15 protein-coding genes are annotated in these 19,031 nt (G+C 66.7%); 12 read left to right on the forward strand and 3 right to left on the reverse strand.

Features of this window, described 5'->3' with window-relative positions:
* Positions 1-42 precede the first annotated feature (42 nt).
* Positions 43-1,176, reverse strand: a complete 1,134-nt coding sequence (locus E5206_RS06670) for an SLC13 family permease (RefSeq protein ID WP_136323997.1) — start codon at positions 1,174-1,176, stop codon at positions 43-45.
* Positions 1,177-1,296: 120 nt separating this feature from the next.
* Here E5206_RS06670 and E5206_RS06675 point away from each other — a divergent pair, with 120 nt between their 5' ends.
* The 6 genes from E5206_RS06675 to E5206_RS06700 all read left to right on the forward strand — a co-directional run bounded on the left by E5206_RS06675 (position 1,297) and on the right by E5206_RS06700 (position 8,924).
* Positions 1,297-2,682 carry a cystathionine beta-synthase gene (locus E5206_RS06675; RefSeq protein WP_136321817.1) on the forward strand — a complete coding sequence of 462 codons (1,386 nt, stop codon included), beginning with the start codon at positions 1,297-1,299 and terminating at the stop codon, positions 2,680-2,682.
* Between the two features lie 57 nt (positions 2,683-2,739).
* Positions 2,740-3,942, forward strand: a complete 1,203-nt coding sequence (locus E5206_RS06680) for a cystathionine gamma-synthase (protein WP_136321818.1) — start codon at positions 2,740-2,742, stop codon at positions 3,940-3,942.
* Between the two features lie 6 nt (positions 3,943-3,948).
* Complete coding sequence (locus E5206_RS06685; protein WP_240690005.1) at positions 3,949-5,226, forward strand: glycosyltransferase 87 family protein; 1,278 nt, start codon at positions 3,949-3,951, stop codon at positions 5,224-5,226.
* Between the two features lie 76 nt (positions 5,227-5,302).
* Positions 5,303-5,815 (forward strand): helix-turn-helix domain-containing protein, encoded by a 513-nt coding sequence (locus E5206_RS06690; protein WP_136321819.1) that lies wholly within the window; start codon positions 5,303-5,305, stop codon positions 5,813-5,815.
* Positions 5,812-7,164, forward strand: coding sequence for an MFS transporter (locus tag E5206_RS06695; protein ID WP_136321820.1), 1,353 nt, complete (start codon positions 5,812-5,814; stop codon positions 7,162-7,164). The genes E5206_RS06690 and E5206_RS06695 overlap by 4 nt, the downstream gene beginning before the upstream one ends.
* Positions 7,165-7,325: 161 nt before the next feature.
* Complete coding sequence (locus tag E5206_RS06700; protein WP_136320799.1) at positions 7,326-8,924, forward strand: IS1182 family transposase; 1,599 nt, start codon at positions 7,326-7,328, stop codon at positions 8,922-8,924.
* 338 nt (positions 8,925-9,262) lie between these two features.
* Here the strand turns inward: E5206_RS06700 and E5206_RS06705 are convergent, their stop codons facing one another.
* Positions 9,263-9,673, reverse strand: coding sequence for a cupin domain-containing protein (locus E5206_RS06705; RefSeq protein ID WP_240690007.1), 411 nt, complete (start codon positions 9,671-9,673; stop codon positions 9,263-9,265).
* 382 nt (positions 9,674-10,055) lie between these two features.
* On the opposite strand from E5206_RS06705, the gene E5206_RS06710 reads away from it, so the two are divergent.
* The 4 genes from E5206_RS06710 (at position 10,056) to E5206_RS06725 (ending at position 14,126) form a co-directional block, all read left to right on the forward strand.
* A complete protein-coding gene (locus E5206_RS06710) occupies positions 10,056-10,436 on the forward strand; it encodes a cupin domain-containing protein (protein ID WP_136321821.1) in 381 nt (126 codons plus the stop codon).
* Between the two features lie 213 nt (positions 10,437-10,649).
* Positions 10,650-12,050, forward strand: a complete 1,401-nt coding sequence (locus E5206_RS06715) for an NAD(P)/FAD-dependent oxidoreductase (RefSeq protein WP_136321822.1) — start codon at positions 10,650-10,652, stop codon at positions 12,048-12,050.
* Between the two features lie 466 nt (positions 12,051-12,516).
* Positions 12,517-12,681 carry a hypothetical protein gene (locus E5206_RS19210; protein WP_168709283.1) on the forward strand — a complete coding sequence of 55 codons (165 nt, stop codon included), beginning with the start codon at positions 12,517-12,519 and terminating at the stop codon, positions 12,679-12,681.
* Positions 12,682-12,734: 53 nt separating this feature from the next.
* Positions 12,735-14,126 (forward strand): cytosine permease, encoded by a 1,392-nt coding sequence (locus tag E5206_RS06725; protein ID WP_168709284.1) that lies wholly within the window; start codon positions 12,735-12,737, stop codon positions 14,124-14,126.
* Positions 14,127-14,335: 209 nt separating this feature from the next.
* On the opposite strand, the gene E5206_RS06730 is transcribed toward E5206_RS06725, so the two are convergent.
* Complete coding sequence (locus E5206_RS06730; RefSeq protein ID WP_136321825.1) at positions 14,336-15,526, reverse strand: acyl-CoA dehydrogenase family protein; 1,191 nt, start codon at positions 15,524-15,526, stop codon at positions 14,336-14,338.
* Positions 15,527-15,603: 77 nt separating this feature from the next.
* On the opposite strand from E5206_RS06730, the gene E5206_RS06735 reads away from it, so the two are divergent.
* Together E5206_RS06735 and E5206_RS06740 are read left to right on the forward strand one after the other, a co-directional pair.
* On the forward strand, positions 15,604-16,257 hold the full coding sequence (locus E5206_RS06735) for an MOSC domain-containing protein (protein ID WP_136321826.1): 654 nt from the start codon (positions 15,604-15,606) through the stop codon (positions 16,255-16,257).
* A gap of 422 nt (positions 16,258-16,679) precedes the next feature.
* Positions 16,680-18,827 (forward strand): DEAD/DEAH box helicase, encoded by a 2,148-nt coding sequence (locus E5206_RS06740; RefSeq protein ID WP_136321827.1) that lies wholly within the window; start codon positions 16,680-16,682, stop codon positions 18,825-18,827.
* Positions 18,828-19,031 lie beyond the last annotated feature (204 nt).

Consider the following 19,031-nt stretch of genomic DNA (forward strand, 5'->3'; position numbering starts at 1 on the left):
CCCTGGTACGTGCCGTCAGGGCCTGCCGTCAGCGCACGCCGGTCAGTGCATGCCCGTCACGAGCCACAGCGCCACGACCGCGAGGGGGACGGTGAGGACGACGGCGGCGAGGCCGGCCAGCGCGAAGCCTCCCCAGCGGATCTCGACGTTCAGCGTGCGGAGCCGTTCGTGCCAGAGCAGCGTGGCCAGCGACGCCCACGGGGTGACCAGCGGGCCAAGGTTCACCCCGATCAGCAGGGCCGCGAGCCGGGCCGGCGATCCTCCCACCGGCTCCAGGGCCAGGTAGGCCGGCAGGTTGTTGACCACGTTCGACGCGCCGGCGCCCAGCCCCGCGAGCCGCAGCAGCGCGGGCAGGCTGTCGCCCGAGCCGGCGATCCCGGACAGGAACCGGGTCAGTCCGTTCGCATGCAGGGCCTCCACCACCATGAACAACCCCGAGGTGAGCATAAGCGGCCGCCACGGGACCATCGACCAGCGCAGCGCCGAGCGTCGGCGCCAGAGAAACAGCAGGAGCAGGATAGCCGCCGCGGCGAGCGCCGGAATCTGCACCGGCACGCCGGACACCAGGGCCGGAAGCAGCAGCACCATCACGCCGGCCGCCGAGTAGAGCAGCACCCGGTCCCGGACCTTGTGGACGGGCTGGGGTCCGTAGCGGCCGCGGAGATCCTTCCGGAACGCCAGCCACAGGAGCGCCAGGGGGACCAGGATCCCCGCCAGCGCCGGTGCCCAGACCAGTCCGGCGAAGGCTGCCGGGCTGAGCCTGAGCCGGTCCTGGGCCAGCAGATTGGTCAGGTTGGACACCGGCAGCAGCAGGGATGCGGTGTTGGCCAGCCAGATCGTGGTCAGCGCGAACGGCAGCGGCGGGATCCGGGCGTGGACGGCCAGCAGCACGACGACGGGCGTCACCAGCACCGCCGTCGTGTCCAGGGACAGGAACACGGTGGAGACGGTGGCCAGGCCGATCACGAGCAGCCACAGGAGGATGACCCGGCCGCGGCCCAGCGAAGCGAGACGCTCGGTGACCACCCGGAACAGCCCGGCGTCGTCCACGAGTTCCGTCACGAGGGACATGGCCACGACGAAGGCCAGCACGGGCACGGTGCGGGCTGCCAGCTCCTGGAAGGCCGGACCTGGCAGCAGGCCCGATGCCAGCGCGGCGGTCCCGGCCAGCAGCATGCCGGCGGGGAACAGGTAACTCTTCAGCCTCGTCAGGCGGCCCCAGCGTTTCACCGCATAATCCTCGCACCTGCGGGCGCCGGACGTGGGCTCTCCCGCGGAGACGGTAACTTTATACCTATGAAGTACGCGCACTCCGTTCTGGAACTCATCGGCCACACGCCTCTCGTCAAACTCAACCATGTGACCGACGGCATCGGGGCAACAGTCCTGGTGAAGTTGGAATACCTGAACCCCGGCGGTTCCATCAAGGACCGCATCGCGGCGAAGATGATCGATGAAGCCGAACGCACCGGCAAGCTCCTTCCCGGCGGGACCATCGTGGAACCCACCTCCGGCAACACCGGCGTCGGACTGGCCCTCGTGGCCCAGCAGAAGGGCTACCGCTGCATCTTCGTGGTGCCGGACAAGGTCGGCGAGGACAAGCGGGCCGTGCTCCAGGCCTACGGAGCCGAAGTGGTGGTGACACCCACCGCCGTCGCCCCGGACAGCCCGCAAAGCTACTACGGCGTCTCGGACCGCCTGGTCACCGAGATCCCCGGAGCCTACAAACCGGATCAGTTCTCCAACCCGGCCGCGCCGGCCAGCCACTACGAATCCACCGGCCCGGAAATCTGGAACGATACGGACGGCCTGGTCACCCACTGCGTGATCGGCGCGGGCACGGGCGGCACCATTACCGGCACCGGCCGCTACCTGAAGGAAGTTTCCGCGGACCGGCCCGAGGCGGCCGGCGGCGTGGTCAAGATCATCGGCGCCGACCCCGCCGGGTCCGTCTACTCCGGCGGAACGGGCCGGCCGTACTTCGTCGAAGGCGTCGGCGAGGACATGTGGCCCGCCAACTATGACAAGTCCATTCCGGACGACGTCATCGCCGTCACCGACGCCGACTCCTTCGCCATGACCCGCCGGCTGGCCCGCGAGGAAGGCCTGCTCGTGGGCGGATCCTCCGGCATGGCCGTCGTCGCGGGGCTGCAGGTCGCGAAGGATCTCCCGGCGGACGCCGTCGTCGTCGTCATCCTGCCCGACTCCGGCCGCGGCTACCTGGCCAAGATCTTCAACGACCAGTGGATGCGCTCCTACGGCTTCCTCGCCAGCGGCGATGACGCCTCCGTGGGGGAGGTGCTCAAGGCCAAGACCGGGGAGCTGCCGGACCTGGTCCACATCCACCCGAACGAGAGCGTCCGCGATGTCATCAACATCATGAACGAGTACGGCGTCTCGCACATCCCCGTGCTCTCCGCGGAGCCGCCGGTGGTCATGGGCGAGGTGCTGGGCGCCGTCGACGAACGTTCCCTGACCGCGAAGCTGTTCCGCGGCGAGGCGAAACTGACGGACAAGATCGCCGAACACATGGAGGCGCGGCTGCCGGTGATCGGCTCGCTCGAATCGATCTCGACCGCCCGCGAACTCCTCTCCGAGAACGACACCCTGATGGTGACGTTCGTCGGCGCCCCGGTGGGGATCCTGACCCGCCACGACCTCCTCGCGTACCTCAGCAACTGACCCGCCGGCGGGGCCCGCCTTCCCGGCGGGCCCCGCCACCGGCCGAAAGGATCCCACATGTCTTTGCCAGAAAGCCCTTCCGCAAAAAACCCCGGGTTCAACACCCGCGCCATCCACGCCGGCCAGGCCTTTGAGCCGCGCACCGGCGCCGTTGTGCCGCCGGTGCACTTCTCCTCGACCTATGCGCAGGAGGCGATCGGCGTGCTGCGCGCCGGCTATGAGTACGGCCGCGGGACCAACCCCACCCGGGACGCCCTGCAGGAACAACTGGCAGCGCTGGAAGGCGGCACCGCGGCGTTCTCCTTCAGCTCCGGCCTGGCCGCCGAAGACTCCCTGATCCGCGCCCTGGCCCGACCGGGCGACCACATCGTGCTCGGCAACGACGCCTACGGCGGCACCTACCGGCTGATCAACCGTGTCCTGGGGGAGTGGGGCATCGGCAACACCCCGGTGGACATGTCCGACCTTGACGCCGTGGCGAAGGCCATCGCCGCGGGGGGAAGCAGCGCCGGCAAGACCCGCCTCGTCTGGGTCGAGACGCCGTCGAACCCGATGATGAAGATCACCGACATCGAGGCCATCGCCAGGCTGACGCACGACGCCGGCGCCCTCCTCGTGGTGGACAACACCTTCGCCTCCCCTTACCTGCAGAATCCGCTCGCCCTCGGCGCCGACATCGTGGTGCACTCCACCACCAAGTACATCGGCGGGCACTCCGACGTCGTCGGCGGTGCGATTGTGGTCAACGACCCGGAACTGGCCGAGAAGATCGGCTTCGTGCAGTTTGCCGTCGGCGCTGTCTCCGGCCCGATGGATGCCTTCCTCACCACCCGCGGGCTCAAGACCCTGGGCGTCAGGATGGACCGCCACAGCGACAACGCCCAGGCCGTCGCCGAATGGCTGCTGCAGCGTCCCGAGGTGGAGGCCGTGCTGTACCCGGGCCTGCCCTCGCACCCGGGCCACGAGCTGGCCAGGAAGCAGATGAAGAAGTTCGGCGGCATGATCTCCGTGCAGTTCAAGGGCGGCGAAGCGGCGGCGCGCAAGGTTGCCGAATCGACCTCCGTGTTCACCCTCGCCGAGTCCCTGGGCGGCATCGAATCCCTGATGAACTACCCCTCGGAGATGACCCACGCCTCGGTCAAGGGCACCGAACTGGCCGTACCGGTCAACCTCATCCGGCTCTCCTGCGGCATCGAGGACGTCGAGGACCTGATCGCCGACCTTGAACAGGCCTTCTCCCGCCTTGAGCCGGGCAGCTAGCAGGCAGTGACAACCACCACCGAGGCCGCCCCCTCCACCCGCCGCGGCCGGCTCGCGACGGCGGCGGGCGGGCTCGCCGTCGTCGTCGCCCTGGTGGTGCTGTACTCCGCCTACATCCCGTTGATGAACGACTTCGAGGTCTACTTCTACGGCGGCAGCCGGGTGCTGCAGACCGGCGAGACCGGAGTCAACGAACTCTACGCGCCGCGGGACGGGCTGCCGTTCACCTACCCGCCCTTCGCGGCGCTGCTGTTCGCGTCGCTCGCGTCGCTCGGCCAGACCGTGGCGAGCCTGGTCTTCATCACGACGGCGCTGCTGGGCGCGGCGGTCGTCTCGGCGTGGTTGGCGCGGCACTACTTCGGCCTGGGCCGATGGCGGGACACCGTCGCCGACTGGCGTTTCCGTGCCGTGGCGCTGGCCGGAACCGCGGCGATCCTGCTGCTGGGGCCGTGGCGGGACACCTTCGACTTCGGCCAGATCAACATCATCCTGATGGGCCTGATTTTGGCCGACTTCGCGCTGCACGGCAAAGCCCGGGCGGGGGAGATCCGCTGGCCCGCGGGGCTCCTGATCGGGATCGCGGCCGGCATCAAGCTGACCCCGCTCGCGTTCGGGCTGTACTTCCTGGTCCGCCGCGACTTCAAGGCCCTCGGCTGGATGGCGGGCGGCTTTTTCGGCTCCATTGCCCTGGCCTGGGCGCTGCTGCCCACGGCCTCGGTGACGTTCTGGACCCGGATCCTGCCGGACACCGGGCGCATCGGGGGCCCGGCGTACATGGACAACCTCTCCGTCAAGGGCCTGCTGCTGCACCTTGGCCTGCCGGATTCCGGGCTGACCTCCCTGCTGTGGCTGGTGCTCTCCCTGGCGCTGGCCGCCGTGGCCGCGCTGGTGATCAAGTGGGCGGTGGATGCGGATGAGAACTTCGTGGCCGTGTCCGCCACCGCCGTGCTGATGCTGCTGGTCAGCCCCGTGTCCTGGTCCCACCACTGGGTGTGGATGGCCGTGGCGCTGCCGTGCCTGGGGTTCGCGATCCACCGGGTGCCGTCCCGGAACGGGAAGATGCGCCTGGCCGGCTGGATCATCGTGGCCGCGTCCGCGGTGGCCTTCTACCTGACGCCCAAGTACCTTGCGGTGCTGGCCGGCGCGCAGGAGTGGGGGAAGGATCCGCAGACCCAGTGGCAGCTCATCGTCGCAAGCCTGGGCGTGCTCTGCGGCATGGCCATGCTGGTGTACTGGGCGCTGGCCTACCGCCCGTCCCGGGCGGCCCTGCGCGCGGGGCGGTAGCTTCCCTTCATCCCGCCGGGACCCTGGTCATCCGGAACCCTAGCTTTCTTTAAGATAGTCAGATAGGGTTTTCCGCATGGCACTCAGATCAGATTGGTCCCAGCGGACCTGCAGCATGGCCCGCGGCCTGGATATCCTGGGCGACCCGTGGAGCATGCTCGTCCTCCGCGAGGTCTTCTTCGGCAACGGCCGCTTCGAGGCCATGAAGAACCGCCTCGGCGCAGCGGATTCCGTCCTCACCAACCGGCTCGCGTCCCTCGTGCGGTCCGGACTGCTCACCCGCCAGCCCTATGACGACGGCGGCCGCACCCGCCAGGAATACGTGCTGACGGCCAAGGGCGAGGACGCCCTGCCGGTGCTGAACGCCGTCGTCATCTGGGCCGAAAAGCACCTCCCGGCGCCGTCCGCGCAGGCGCACATGTTCGTCATCCATTCAACGTGCGGGGAACGGACCTCCTCCGCGGACAGCTGCACGGCCTGCGGGGAACCACTCACGGCCGACAACACCAGCTGGCACAGCCTTACGCGTACCGCGGAGCCCGTGCCCCTAGCCACCGCCCGGACCGGGAAGAACGGAGCTGCAGCATGAGCGCGCCCGAAACCACGCTGCCTCGCCCGCCCAGGCGCCGGGTCCACCCGGCGTGGACCGTGGCCGCCGTCGCCTTCCTGGCACTCGTCGGCGCCGCCGGATTCCGGGCCGCGCCCGGCGTGCTGATGGTCCCGCTGCAGAACGAATTCGGCTGGTCCACCACCATCCTCTCGGCCGCAGTGAGCATCAACCTGGTCCTCTTCGGCCTCACGGCCCCGTTCGCCGCGGCCCTGATGGAACGTTTCGGCATCCGCGCCGTCACCTCCGTGGCCCTCGTCCTGATCGGTGCGGGCAGTGCGCTGACCGTGCTGGTGAACCAGTCCTGGCAGCTCCTGCTGACCTGGGGGCTGCTGATCGGGCTGGGCACGGGCTCCATGGCGCTGGTCTTCGCCGCCACCATCGCCAACACCTGGTTCGCCAGGAGCCGCGGCCTGGTAACCGGCATCCTCACCGCCGGGAGCGCCGCGGGGCAACTGGTCTTCCTGCCGCTCATCGCCGCGCTGGCGCAGGATCCGGGCTGGCGGCAGGCGTCGCTGCTGATTGGCGCCGGCGCGCTGGCCGTGGTGCCGCTCGTGCTGAAGTTCCTGAAGAACTCACCGGCCGACGTCGGCGCCCTGCCGTACGGGGCCGAAGCCGGGGCCGGCGCAGGGGCACCCGCAGCGGCGGATGCGGACGCCGTGGCTCCGGCCCCCGCGGGCGGGTCCGCCGGGCCCCGCCCGAATGCCGCCGTCCGGGCGCTGCAGGTGCTCAAGCGGGCCAGCAGGGTGCGGACGTTCTGGGCCCTCGTGGCCGGCTTCGCCATCTGCGGGGCCACCACCAACGGCCTGATCGGCACCCACTTCATCCCCTCGGCCCACGACCACGGCATGGCGGAAACGACGGCGGCCGGATTGCTCGCCGTCGTCGGGATCTTCGACATCCTGGGGACCATCGCCTCCGGCTGGCTGACGGACCGCTTCAACCCGCGGATCCTGCTTGCCGTGTACTACCAGTTCCGCGGGATCGGGCTGCTGGTGCTGCCGCTGCTGCTCAGCGCCACGGTCCAGCCCAGCATGATCGTCTTCGTGGTGATCTACGGCCTGGACTGGGTGGCAACCGTGCCCCCGACCGCCGCGATCTGCCGGCAGGTGTTCGGCGCCGACGGCAGCGTGGTGTTCGGCTGGGTGTTCGCCGCCCACCAGCTCGGCGCGGCCGCCGCAGCACTGGCCGCCGGCGCCATCCGGGACGCCACCGGGCAGTACAACTACGCGTGGTTCGCCGCCGCCGCCATGTGCACCGTCGCCGCCGTGATCAGCGCGACCATCCGCAAGGACACGGCCAGGAAGGAGGCGGTGCCGGTCCCGGCCTAGCCGGCGGAGATTCCCCACCATGGGGGGGTCCCGACGGCGCGGCGCCGGGACCCCCGACCACGGCGGAGTCCTAGGAGGGTGCTGAACAATTTGCGTCGGTAATCTCGAAGGTTTAAGGCGTGCCTGCTGGACTTGCCGGCCCGGTGGTTAAGACTGGTCTTATGCAAGGACGTGAGCGGGAACAGCGGACGCTGTTGGACGTGGAGGCGCTGGCCGGGGAGCTGTTGGCCCCGGGCAGCGTTTTCGCGTTCCTGGCCGAACACCGGGGACGGTTGTTCCCTGATTCGATGATGGAGGACCTGTTCGGGTCGAAGCGGGGCAGGCCCTCGGTGCCGGCGCCGGTGATCGGCTCGGTGCTGGTGCTGCAGGCCCTGCAGGGGCTTTCGGACCGGGAGACCGCCGAGGCGTTGACGTATGACCTGCGGTGGAAGGCGGCCTGCGGGTACGCGCTGACGGATACCGCGTTCCACCCGACCACGCTCGTGTACTGGCGCAAGCGCCTGGCGGCAAGCGCGAACCCGCACCGGATCATGGACGCGGTCACCGAAGTCGTCACCGCCACCGGGATCCTCAAGGGCCGCAACCGCAGGGCACTTGACTCGACGGTCCTGGATGACGCGGTCGCACGGCAGGACACCGTCACGCAGCTGATCGCCGCCGTGCGCCGCTTCGGCCGCGATGTGCCCGGCGGCAAGGACCTGATCGCGGCCCACGCCACCGGGTACGACTACACCCGTGCCGGGAAACCGGACATCGCCTGGGACGACGCGCAGGCCAGGGACGAGCTGATCTCCGCCCTGGTCAACGACGCGCTGGCGCTGCTGGCGGCGGTGGACCCGCAGCAGTTCGACAAAAACCCCGGCGATCCTTCCGATGCAGGCGATCCGAAGGCCGCCGAAGCGTATGCGCTGCTGGCGCTGGTTGCCGGGCAGGACGTGGAACCGGCCGAGGACTCGGACGGCACGGACGGGCGGTGGAAGATCGCCCGGAAAACCGCCCCGGACCGGATGATCTCCATCGTGGACCCCGACGCGCGGCACGCCCACAAGACCCGCAAGGCGATGCGGGACGGATACAAGGCACACATCGTCAACGAGCCCGGGACCGGGATCGTGACTGCCGCCGCGGTAACGAAGGCCGCCGGCCCCGGTTCCTCGGATGCCGAGGCCGGGGCCGGGCTGCTGTCAGCGGACCCGACGGTGGAGGAAAACCAGCAGGTGGACGCCCTCGGTGATTCGGCCTACGGCACCGGGGACATGCTCAAGGCCCTCGCCGCGGCCGGACACCGGGCCCTGGTCAAACCCAAACCGCTGGCCGCCGCCATCGCCGGCGGATTCACGATCGATGACTTCGCCTACGACAAGGCCGCCGGGACGCTGACCTGCCCGAACGGGCTCAGCCGCAGGATCACGGCCAAGGGCCGCGTCACCTTCGGCGCCGCCTGCCGCGGGTGCCCGCTGAAAGACAGGTGCACGACCGCGGCAGGCGGCCGCAAGATCGAACTGCATCCCGACCACGAACTGATGCGCGCCCACCGCGCCGCAGCCCGGAACGAGGACTTCCAGTCCGACTACAAACAGCACCGGCCCATGGTCGAACGCTCCATCGCGTGGCTCACCGCCGGGAACAACCGGCGCCTGCGCTACCTCGGCGTGGCGAAAAACGATGCCTGGTTCCGGCTCCGGGCCGGCGCGGTGAACCTCAAACGCCTCCTCAGCCTCGGGCTGACCGTCCGGGAGGGCGCCTGGGCCATCGCATAGCCCCGGGGCGCCAGCCGCGCCCTCCGGGCACCGCCGGCGAAGGCACCCACGCCCCCGCCGCCGATACTCCAAACGGGCCGGCGACCGGAAAACGCCCGTCCCGCCCGAACCCCCGAAACGACGAAGGGGCCGCCCCGGACGCCCAGACACCGAACCGGCCCCTCAAACAGCCATTAGTTCAGCGCGCTCCTAGGTTGAGGAGCCGACGCAGGTTCAGCCCCGCGATCCGTAGCTGCAGCCTGGCGTTGTTCCTGCTGATGCCGCGGTGCGCGTGCCGGGTATCGGGGTCCGCGGTGGAGATCATCCGGTCCGGGGCGACCTTGCGGGCGAGCCAGGGCTCAGAGTTCGGAGTATCGGAAGGAGTGTGACTCCAAACCTTCGGGGTTGGGGCCGTAAATGGTGATCATCCGCGCGTAGACGGGTGCCCAGTATCGGCCCTTTCGTCCGGGATTCACGCGTGCCGAATCGCCCGGCTTCAGGATGACAGTCTTGCCACCGCTCTCGATATGGAGTTCGCCTTCCAGCACGTAATTCGTCTCGGTGTGGGGGTGGAAGTCCTCCCAGGCGCAGGCCTCGAGCTCCCACTCCGAGAGGATGAAGTCGTCCCAGGGGCCGACAGGATTGGAAGTGATGAACCTGCAGCGGAGGCTCTGCCATTTGTCCTCCATAGGGGCCAGGGCCTGCGCAGGCCAGAAATTGATCGCAGTATCCGTCGTCAGTGCCGGGGCCTGGGGGGTGGTTGTGGTCATGTCTTTTACCGTTTCTTCAGTGGGGAATCTGCTTTGCGGCGTGCTTTGGTGAATCGCAGCAACCTTGCGTCATCGTGATGCGGGTCACTGCATTCCCAAGACTGTGACAGGAACAAATGTTCAAGTCAATGGTCTCGAACTATTGACGTGAACATCCGTTCCTGTCACTGTTTGGGGACAAACATACGTGACTGGCATCACATCGGCGGCGCTCGGAGCAGAGCCCGGCGGGCCTCTGGAAATTAGCTGATGCCGGTTTGCAGAAGGTCCCTCCCGGAGCCCCAACCGGAGTTTCTGGGAGTGGTTTTAGCGCGGGCTCATATGTACCAAAAGATGAAAAGTTCTGACAAATCTTTCACAAACACTATTCACGGGAGAGACCATGGAAACCACCCTCGTAGGAACACTGAGCAAGGCCGGATCCATCCACAAGGTGGAAGGAGGCTTCATCGGACTGCCGTCGATGAACGAGCCGGGGACGGTCGCTGCGATCGGCGATTCCCTCCACAACCCCGAGGGCTCGGTCATGTGCGCAGGATTCTTCGAGCTGAAGGCTTCAGATCCGCTGGTGTACACGTACACCTACGACGAAATGAAGGTCGTCATCCAGGGTGAATTCATCCTCACGGACCAGACGACGGGAGAAGTCACGCACGCCAAGGAACGCGATGTGCTGTTCTTCCCCAAGGGCACCACCGTCAAGTTCGAGACCCCCGAGTACGCCCTGGGGTTCTTCGCCGGCGACCGCACCTTCGCACCCTAGGGGCCTCCGCGGGTTCCCCATCCACGCCGCCGGCAACAGGCATCTGACTACTGTTCCCGGCGCATCGCCGGACACCCGGAAGACATGGCCGAGTACAAAGGCATCAGCCGCTACCGAACAGCAACATCAGGTTGGCTGCTTGCCTGGCACGTAGCGTATCTCAAGGCGTCGCACACGAGCGACCCAAACGATCCATTGGAAGAGGAGAGCAACATGACATTGCGAGTCGGAATCATTGGTGCGGGCCCCAGCGGCATGGCACAACTGCGGGCGTTTGAATCAGCACGTCAGAAAGGGGCCGAAATCCCCAGCATCATGTGCTTCGAGAAGCAGGACGAGTGGGGCGGCCAGTGGAACAACAGTTGGCGGATCGGCCTGGATGCCCACGGCGAACCGGTCCACTCCAGCATGTACCGCCACCTGTGGTCCAACGGCCCCAAGGAGTGCCTGGAGTTCTCGGACTACTCCTTTGACGAGCACTTTGGTCAGCCGATTTCGTCCTTCCCGCCCCGGGAAGTCCTCTTCGACTACATCAAGGGCCGTGTGGAAAAGTCCGACGTCCGCAAGTACGTCCGCTTCAACAGCGTTGCACGGCACACCAGCTACAACGAGGCCACCCAGGAATTCACGCTGACAGTGGAGGACCTCAAGACCAACATCACTGAAACCCATGTGTTCGACAAACTGGTGGTTGCCACCGGACACTTCTCCGTCCCGTCAGTCCCCGAGTTCAAGGGCATCAAATCCTTCCCGGGCGAAGTCCTGCACGCCCATGATTTCCGCGGGGCCGAGCGGTTCTACGGCAAGAACCTGCTGATGATCGGCAGCAGCTACTCCGCGGAGGACATTGGTATGCAGTCCCACAAGATGGGCGCCGCATCCATCACCCTGAGCTACCGCACCACCCCCATGGCCTACGACTGGCCGGCGAACACGGTGGAGCGCCCGCTTGTCACCCACTTCAACGGTCCCACCGCATACTTCAGCGACGGCACCCAAGGCGACTTTGACGCCGTCGTACTTTGCACCGGATACCAGCACAAGTATCCGTACCTGCCCAGCGAGCTGTCGCTGAAGTCGCCGAACGTGCTGTACCCGGGCAACCTCTACAAGGGAGTGGTGTGGCAGCAGAACACCAACCTGTTCTACCTGGGCGCCCAGGACCAGTACTACACCTTCAATATGTTTGACGCGCAGGCCTGGTTTGCCCGCGATGTGATGACCGGTGTGATAGAGCTGCCGCCGCTGGCCGAGCGCGAGGCGGACATCCAGGCCTGGCTGGAGCGTCAGGCCGCGCTGTCCGATCACGACGCCGAGGCCGATTTCCAGACGGACTATCTGCGAGAGCTCATCGACGCCACGGATTACCCGCCCTTCGACCTGGACGCAGTGTGCCAGCTGTTCAAGGACTGGATGCACCACAAGGAGACGGACATCCTGGGCTACCGCGACATGCTTCACCGCTCCGTGGTCACCGGCACCATGGCCACCAAGCACCACACCCGCTGGCTCAACGCCATGGATGACTCCATGGAGCGCTACCTGAACGGCCCTTCGCAGGATGCGGACGCCGGCATACCAGCCGCTGTCACCGGCGCCGTGGCCGCCAGGTAATTCCAGGACTTGCATGCGGCCAATTCAGGCACATTCCAAGACATACGACCCCATGGCTTCTTCGACCAGAACCCAACTCTGAATCTGCACAGCTCGGAGCCGGCCTCCGCCGACGCCGTCTCCGAGCTGTGACGGAATCGAACAATAATCCGACCCAGTGGATCTGCAGGCGGTGACTGCTGCTGTGCAGCAGTTCCTTCCCGATTCCGCTGTCCTCGCGATCGACTCACACGACTGGAACAAGGACGAGTTATCGCGTGGCACCTGGATAAATTACCGGCCAGGCCAGGTCATGAAGTTCTCCAACCAGCTTCACGAACCGCGCGGCCGGGTGCACTTCGCTAACTCCGGTCCCGGGTAGATCGACGGGCGATCGGGTCTGGCCCCAGCCGGGCGAAACATCCCCCGCACTTCTTGGCACCACCGAGTTCCGGTGCTACTCCAACGCATTGAAAGTGGGCACAACGTGAGCACAATCCAAGAGCAGTACAAAGAAGAACTCAACGTCAGACTGACCGAGTGGAAGTCCGGCACGCTCGAACCCCCCTTCAGGTTCGCCGACATGCGAACGCTGCTTGCCATCACCGTTGCTCTTCCCGTCATCGCTTTGATCGTGGGATGGTTCCTGTGACTCAGACTACGAACGGAATCTCAACATCGGGAACCGAAGGATCGCTTCCCCTGTTGAGCCACGAGCGGAACTGGAGCCCCAGAGCCCTGTTCTTCAGCTCTGCCCAGGCTGCCGTAGCCACCTGGTGCTTCATCATCGGTGGATTTGTGGCCTTCTATCTGCCAGCGGTGCAAGGGTCCATCGTGATGATTGTGTCCATGCTGGCAGGAATGTTCCTGGTATTCCTGGCCACGGTCCCGATGGCAACGCGGTACGGGTTGGAGGCTGTACGCTCAACGCGGCCCGTCTTCGGAACCCGTGGTTCCCTCTTCGCCGTCGCCCTCACCTTCCTCTTTACGATCGGGTGGGGGACCACGCTGATGATTTTCAGCGGAAAGTCCGCTGCCTTGCTGCTGGTCACTCTAGGCATCGTCAGCGAAACTAATGGGCCCACCGCGCAGACAGTGAGCAGCCTCATCTGCCTTTTGGTCGTTTGGGCGCTCATCAGCCGCGGCCCCGGCATTCTTCGACGGGTTGGCGTAATTGTTGCGTGCTCGGTCCTTGCGCTTGGGATCATGGTCATCGTCGTGATTGTTGCCAAGGTCGGCTGGGGTGCCCTCCTCGAAGCCAAGCCGAGCGCCGCCAGCGGTAACAAGCTGTTGGACTACACGACGGCAATCGAGCTCATGCTCGCCACGGCCCTGTCCTGGTGGCCGTATGTCGGTGGCATGACGCGGTTCTCAAAGAGCACGAGTAAATCCGTACGGCCGGTAACCCTGGGACTTGGCCTCGCCCTCGCGATAATCTGCCTGATTGGTCTCTACACCGGCCTGATCTTCCCGGATTCCGGTGGAAATCCACTACCTGGGCTGCTGGAAATCGGCGGAGTGTGGCTGGCCTTGCCGGCGTTCGCGTTCATCATCGTTGCCAACATCGGCACAGCGATGGTCGGCACCTACACAGCAGCGCTTTCCCTCAAGCAGCAGCCTGCCATCGACGCCCGCCTTAGCTGGAGGGGTGCGACAACGGTGGCAGGACTGACTGTTGCCGCGGTAATCGTGTTCGTGGCGGAGCCTTTCTATGCCAATTTCGGAACCTTCCTCACCCTCTCGGCCGTCGTCTTCGGCCCGCTGTGCGGGCTCCAAATCGCCGACTACTTCATCATCAGGAAGCAACGTCTGGACTTGGACGGTCTGTACAACGACGGCGCAGGGTCTGCGTACTGGTATTGGAAGGGGATGAATATACCGGGCTTTGTCAGCATGGCCGTTGGCATCGTGGTCTACTTCCTTCTACTTGACCCGATCACGTTTGCGTCCTCTCCCGTGTTTGCCTTCACGACCGCTACGCTGCCGTCAACGCTGGCCACGGCCGTCGCCTATGTGATCCTGGCGCGGCTTCAGCCCAAGGCGTATGGGCCGAGTGCGTTGCCGCTTGATGCCAAAAATGCCCTGACAAACAGCTGAGCTCGTCTAAGGCATGTCTCCATAGTGGCGTAGTCTCCGGGCTCGCAGCAGCGACCGGTTCCCCTCTGTGGCGCGGGGCTCCGCGCGGAACTGCGGCGCGCTCCCTGGGCACTTTGGCACGGACACGCCGTCACTTGGCCGCCCCGGTGCCCGGATCGGCTCCAAAGTTTCCCCGGACGGCGGCCCGGGAGATCAGGACCGGCCGGAACCTAGCGGAAGGCCGCCAGGCCGGTGATGTGCTGGCCCAGGATCAGGGTGTGGACTTCGTCGGTGCCCTCGTAGGTGCGGACCGATTCGAGGTTGGCGGCGTGCCGCAGCGGGGAATAGTCCAGGGTGATCCCGTTGCCGCCCAGGACGGTGCGGGCCTCGCGGGCGATCCTGATGGCCTCGCGCACATTGTTGAGCTTGCCCAGCGAAATCTGCTCCGGCCGCAGCTTGCCGGCGTCCTTGAGCCGTCCCAGCTGCAGTGCCAGCAGCGTGCCCTTCTGGACCTCCAGCAGCATGTTGACCAGCTTCTCCTGCGTGAGCTGGTACCCGGCGAGCGGTTTGCCGAACTGCAGCCGCTCCAGCGAGTACTTCAGCGCCGCTTCGTAGGAGTCGCGGGCGGCGCCCATGGCGCCCCAGGCGATCCCGTACCGGGCCTCGTTCAGGCAGGAGAACGGTCCGCGCAGCCCGCGGGCCGCCGGGAGCAGCGCTTCCGGACCCAGCCGGACGCCGTCGAACGTGACATCGCACTGGATCGAGGCGCGCATCGAAAGCTTCTGCCCGATCGGGGTGGCGGTGACCCCGGGGGTCCCGGCGGGGACGAGGAAGCCGTGGACGCCGTCGTCGGTCATTGCCCACACCACCAGCACATCCGCCACGGAGGCGAGCCCGATCCAGCGCTTGGCACCGTCCAGCACCCAGCCGGCGTTCCCACCCGTGCCGTCCCGGCGGGCAAAGGTCTTCATCGACGCCGGGTCTGAACCGGCCGTGGGTTCGGTGAGCGCGAAGGCGCCGATCAGCTCGCCCGCGGCCATCCGGGGGAGCCACTCCTGCTTCTGCTCCTCGGAACCCCACTTGTGGATCGCGGTCATGGCGAGCGAGCCCTGCACGGAGACGAAGGTGCGGATCCCGGAGTCGCCAGCCTCCAGCTCCATCGCGGCCAGGCCATATTCGACGGCGGAGCGCCCGGGGCAGCCGTAGCCCTCCAGCGCCATGCCGAGCACCCCGAGCTCGCCCAGCTCCGGTGCCAGATCGAGCGGGAACACGCCCTCGTCATACCAGGCCGCGATGCCGGGGCGGATCCGCTGGTCCGTGAAATCGCGGACCTTCTCCCGCACCGCCAGTTCGCCGGCGCTCAGCAGGGAATCGATCGCCAGGACATCGGATACATCTGTTACCTCGGGAAGACTGCTCATTTCAGCATCCTACGGTCTGGCGGCCCGGGTCCGCCGGATGACGGCCACTCCGACGGCGGCGGGCCTACACTGGTGCCATGGACACCGCATCTGTGCTTGCCGTCTGCCGGGTTCACCAATTGCTCGAGGACCCGGGAAGCGTCGGCGTGACCGCGATCGACAAGCGTCCCGTGGACGGGCCCGTCCGGGTACACAAGCTGGGCCTGCACGGAGACATCCAGGCGAGCCGGATCCACCACGGCGGCGAGGACCAGGCCCTGTACGCCTACTCCCAGGACGACGCCGACTACTGGGCCGGGGAGCTCGGGCGCGCCCTGCCGCCCGGCATCTTCGGCGAGAACCTGCGCGTCGCCGGCATCGACGCCACCAACGCCATCATCGGGGAACGCTGGAAGATCGGGCTCGATGTCGAGGTCGAGGTGACGTCGCCGCGCACGCCCTGCGCGACGTTCCAGCGCCGGATGCACGAGCCGGACTGGGTCAAGAGGTTCACCGAAGCCGGGCGGGTGGGCACTTACCTCCGGGTGGTCCGGACCGGCAGCATCGAGGCGGGGGACCATCTCCACCGGATCTTCCTCCCGACCCACGGCGTGACGATCGGCAAATGGTTTTCCGACCCCACCCTTGAAGCCATGGAAGCACTCCGCGACGCCGACGCCGACGGCGAGATCCGCCTCCAGCCCGAATACCACGAAGAATTCGAAAAGCTGGGCCGGCGGCTCGGAGCCTAGCCGGCTGACCAACATCCGCCGGGCCGGCGCCGGGCCGGACGGGCATGTGCGCAAGCTCACCGCCGCCGTCGGCCTCCCCGGTTACCCATGTGCGGATCCATGCCTTATGATTGAACTATCCCCCACTCCGGAAATCCCTTATTTCCTGCCCAATTCTTGAGGCAAGACTGGTAAGTGTTGGGGCCCGCGCAATTGAGATGCGGGCATTTTCATAGGGAGAGCCGGCTAAAGAAAACGCTGTACAGACTGCTGGGATAGCAGCCAAGAGTTGCAGCGGGAAGTCCTGCCACGGGATTGCGAAAGCGCCGGACTTCTATGTGACCGGCCGGTCAAAGTATGCCCGGCACATTGGTCACGCGTACTGCGGCTCCGCTCACCTCGGGTTGTGCCGCTTGGCCCCTATGGATGAGGAAAATTCACCTATGCCCGAAAATCAGAACAACTCCGTCGAAACCGAAACCGTCCAGATCGACGTCGAGACTTCTGAAACGGCTGCCCCCGCAGCCGAATCCACCACCGAAGCACCGGTATCCACCGAGGCTCCGGCCGCTGCCGAGGCAGCCCCCCTGAACGAAGCCCCCCTGAACGACACGAAGTCCGCCGACCCCAAGGCAGCCCCGTCCAAGGACGAGGACGCCGAGGAAGAGGGCATCAAGTTCGTTGACCTCGGCATTGACGCCCGCGTCCTCGCCGCCCTGCAGGACGTCGGCTACGAGAAGCCGTCCCCGATCCAGGCAGCAACCATCCCGTTGCTGCTCGAAGGCCGCGACGTCGTGGGCCTGGCCCAGACGGGTACCGGTAAGACTGCAGCATTCGCAGTACCGGCACTCTCCCGCCTGGCCGAACTCCACGACCTCAACGGGCCGTCCCGCAAGACCCAGGCGCTGGTGCTCGCTCCGACCCGCGAGCTCGCACTCCAGGTTGCCGAGGCCTTCACCTCCTACGCCAAGCACATCGATGACTTCACCGTCCTGCCGGTGTACGGCGGCTCGGCCTACGGCCCCCAGCTGGCCGGCCTGCGCCGCGGCGCCCAGGTTGTTGTCGGTACCCCGGGACGCGTGATCGACCACATCGCCAAGGGCTCACTCGATCTGTCCGAACTCCAGTACCTGGTGCTGGACGAGGCTGACGAGATGCTGCGCATGGGCTTCGCCGAAGACGTGGAGCAGATCTTCCAGCAGACCCCCGAGGGCCGCCAGGTTGCACTGTTCTCCGCCACGATGCCGAGCCAGATCCGCCGCCTGTCCAAGCAGTACCTGAACAACCCGGCCGAGGTCCAGGTCAAGTCCAAGACCACCACGGGCGCCAACACCCGCCAGCGCTACCTGCAGGTCATGGGCCCGCACAAGCTTGACGCGCTGACCCGCATCCTTGAGGTCGAGGAGTTCGAAGGCGTCATCGCGTTCGTGCGGACCAAGATGGCTACCGAGGATCTCGCCGACAAGCTGCGCTCCCGCGGCTTCCAGGCCGCCGCCATCAACGGCGACATCCCGCAGCAGCAGCGTGAGCGCACGGTCGAGGCCCTGCGCGACGGCAAGATCGACATCCTCGTCGCCACCGACGTCGCGGCCCGAGGCCTTGACGTGGAGCGTGTCAGCCACGTGGTCAACTACGACATCCCGCACGACACCGAGTCCTACGTCCACCGCATCGGCCGCACCGGCCGTGCAGGCCGTTCCGGCGACGCGATCCTGTTCATGACGCCGCGGGAGAAGTACCTGCTGCGTTCCATCGAGAAGGCAACCCGCCAGCCGGTGGAGCAGATGCACCTGCCGACGGCCGAGACCGTCAACACGCTGCGCCTGGGCAAGTTCGCCGAGAAGATCACCGAGACGCTCGAGTCCGAGGATGTCGCGGCCTTCCGTGACCTCATCGCCTCCTACGAGGAAGAGCACAACGTTCCGGCCGCCGAGATCGCTGCCGCACTGGCCGTTATGGCGCAGGGCGGACAGCCGCTCCTGGTCAAGGAACTGCCTGCTGCTCCTGAATTCCAGAAGCGCGAACGCGCCAAGGACGGCTTCGGCTCACGCGGCCCGACCCGCACCCTGACCGAGGGCAACGCCACCTACCGGATCGCCGTCGGACGCCGTCAGCGCGTCATGCCGGGTTCCATCGTCGGCGCCATCGCCAACGAGGGCGGCATCTCTTCGGCCCAGATCGGCGGCATCGACATCCGCGCGGACCACTCCCTGGTGGAACTCCCCGCGGACCTCAGCGCCGATCAGCTCAAGGCCCTGTCCCGCACCCGGATCGGCGGCGAGCTGATCCACCTCGAGCTGGACAACGGCCGCAAGCCCTCCGGTGAACGTGGCAGCTACCAGGGCGGCAGCCGTGGTGGCGACCGTGGTGGCTTCTCCGGCGGCGGGGACCGCGGTGGCAACTTCAAGGGCAACGGCGGCTTCAAGCGCGAATTCCGCAAGAACGACGGCGACCGCGGCGGTTTCGCCGGCGGCGGCGAGCGTTCCTCGGCGGACCGTGGCGGACGCTCCTTCAGCGAACGCGGCGTGTCCTCGGACGCGGCACGCAAGCCCCGCACCGAAGGCGGCTTCAAGCCCCGGACCAAGTGGTAACCAGCAGTTCGTGGTGACCACTGGTTCCCGCTGATGCTCTCTTAGGACGGGCCGGCTTAACAGCCGGCCCGTTCTTTGTTAAGTTCTCTTCATCACATCCCGTGCCGAACTTCGTCAGGCGGCGGTCCGTGACGGTGTTTTCGCGGCCCGAATCGCCCGGATTTCCGGAGATTTCAACACCTTCGGGCCCGTCCGGCCGCCGAT

The organism is Arthrobacter sp. PAMC25564 (assembly GCF_004798705.1).
In the GTDB taxonomy this organism is placed as follows: Bacteria; Actinomycetota; Actinomycetes; order Actinomycetales; family Micrococcaceae; genus Arthrobacter.

Bases quoted from the DNA above. Each gene is read 5' to 3' on its own strand.
- E5206_RS06670 (WP_136323997.1), bottom strand. From the start codon at position 1,176: ATGCTGCTGGCCGGGACCGCCGCGCTGGCATCGGGCCTGCTGCCAGGT.
- E5206_RS06675 (WP_136321817.1), top strand. From the start codon at position 1,297: ATGAAGTACGCGCACTCCGTTCTGGAACTCATCGGCCACACGCCTCTC.
- E5206_RS06680 (WP_136321818.1), top strand. From the start codon at position 2,740: ATGTCTTTGCCAGAAAGCCCTTCCGCAAAAAACCCCGGGTTCAACACC.
- E5206_RS06690 (WP_136321819.1), top strand. From the start codon at position 5,303: ATGGCACTCAGATCAGATTGGTCCCAGCGGACCTGCAGCATGGCCCGC.
- E5206_RS06695 (WP_136321820.1), top strand. From the start codon at position 5,812: ATGAGCGCGCCCGAAACCACGCTGCCTCGCCCGCCCAGGCGCCGGGTC.
- E5206_RS06700 (WP_136320799.1), top strand. From the start codon at position 7,326: ATGCAAGGACGTGAGCGGGAACAGCGGACGCTGTTGGACGTGGAGGCG.
- E5206_RS06705 (WP_240690007.1), bottom strand. From the start codon at position 9,673: ATGACCACAACCACCCCCCAGGCCCCGGCACTGACGACGGATACTGCG.
- E5206_RS06710 (WP_136321821.1), top strand. From the start codon at position 10,056: ATGGAAACCACCCTCGTAGGAACACTGAGCAAGGCCGGATCCATCCAC.
- E5206_RS06715 (WP_136321822.1), top strand. From the start codon at position 10,650: ATGACATTGCGAGTCGGAATCATTGGTGCGGGCCCCAGCGGCATGGCA.
- E5206_RS06730 (WP_136321825.1), bottom strand. From the start codon at position 15,526: ATGAGCAGTCTTCCCGAGGTAACAGATGTATCCGATGTCCTGGCGATC.
- E5206_RS06735 (WP_136321826.1), top strand. From the start codon at position 15,604: ATGGACACCGCATCTGTGCTTGCCGTCTGCCGGGTTCACCAATTGCTC.
- E5206_RS06740 (WP_136321827.1), top strand. From the start codon at position 16,680: ATGCCCGAAAATCAGAACAACTCCGTCGAAACCGAAACCGTCCAGATC.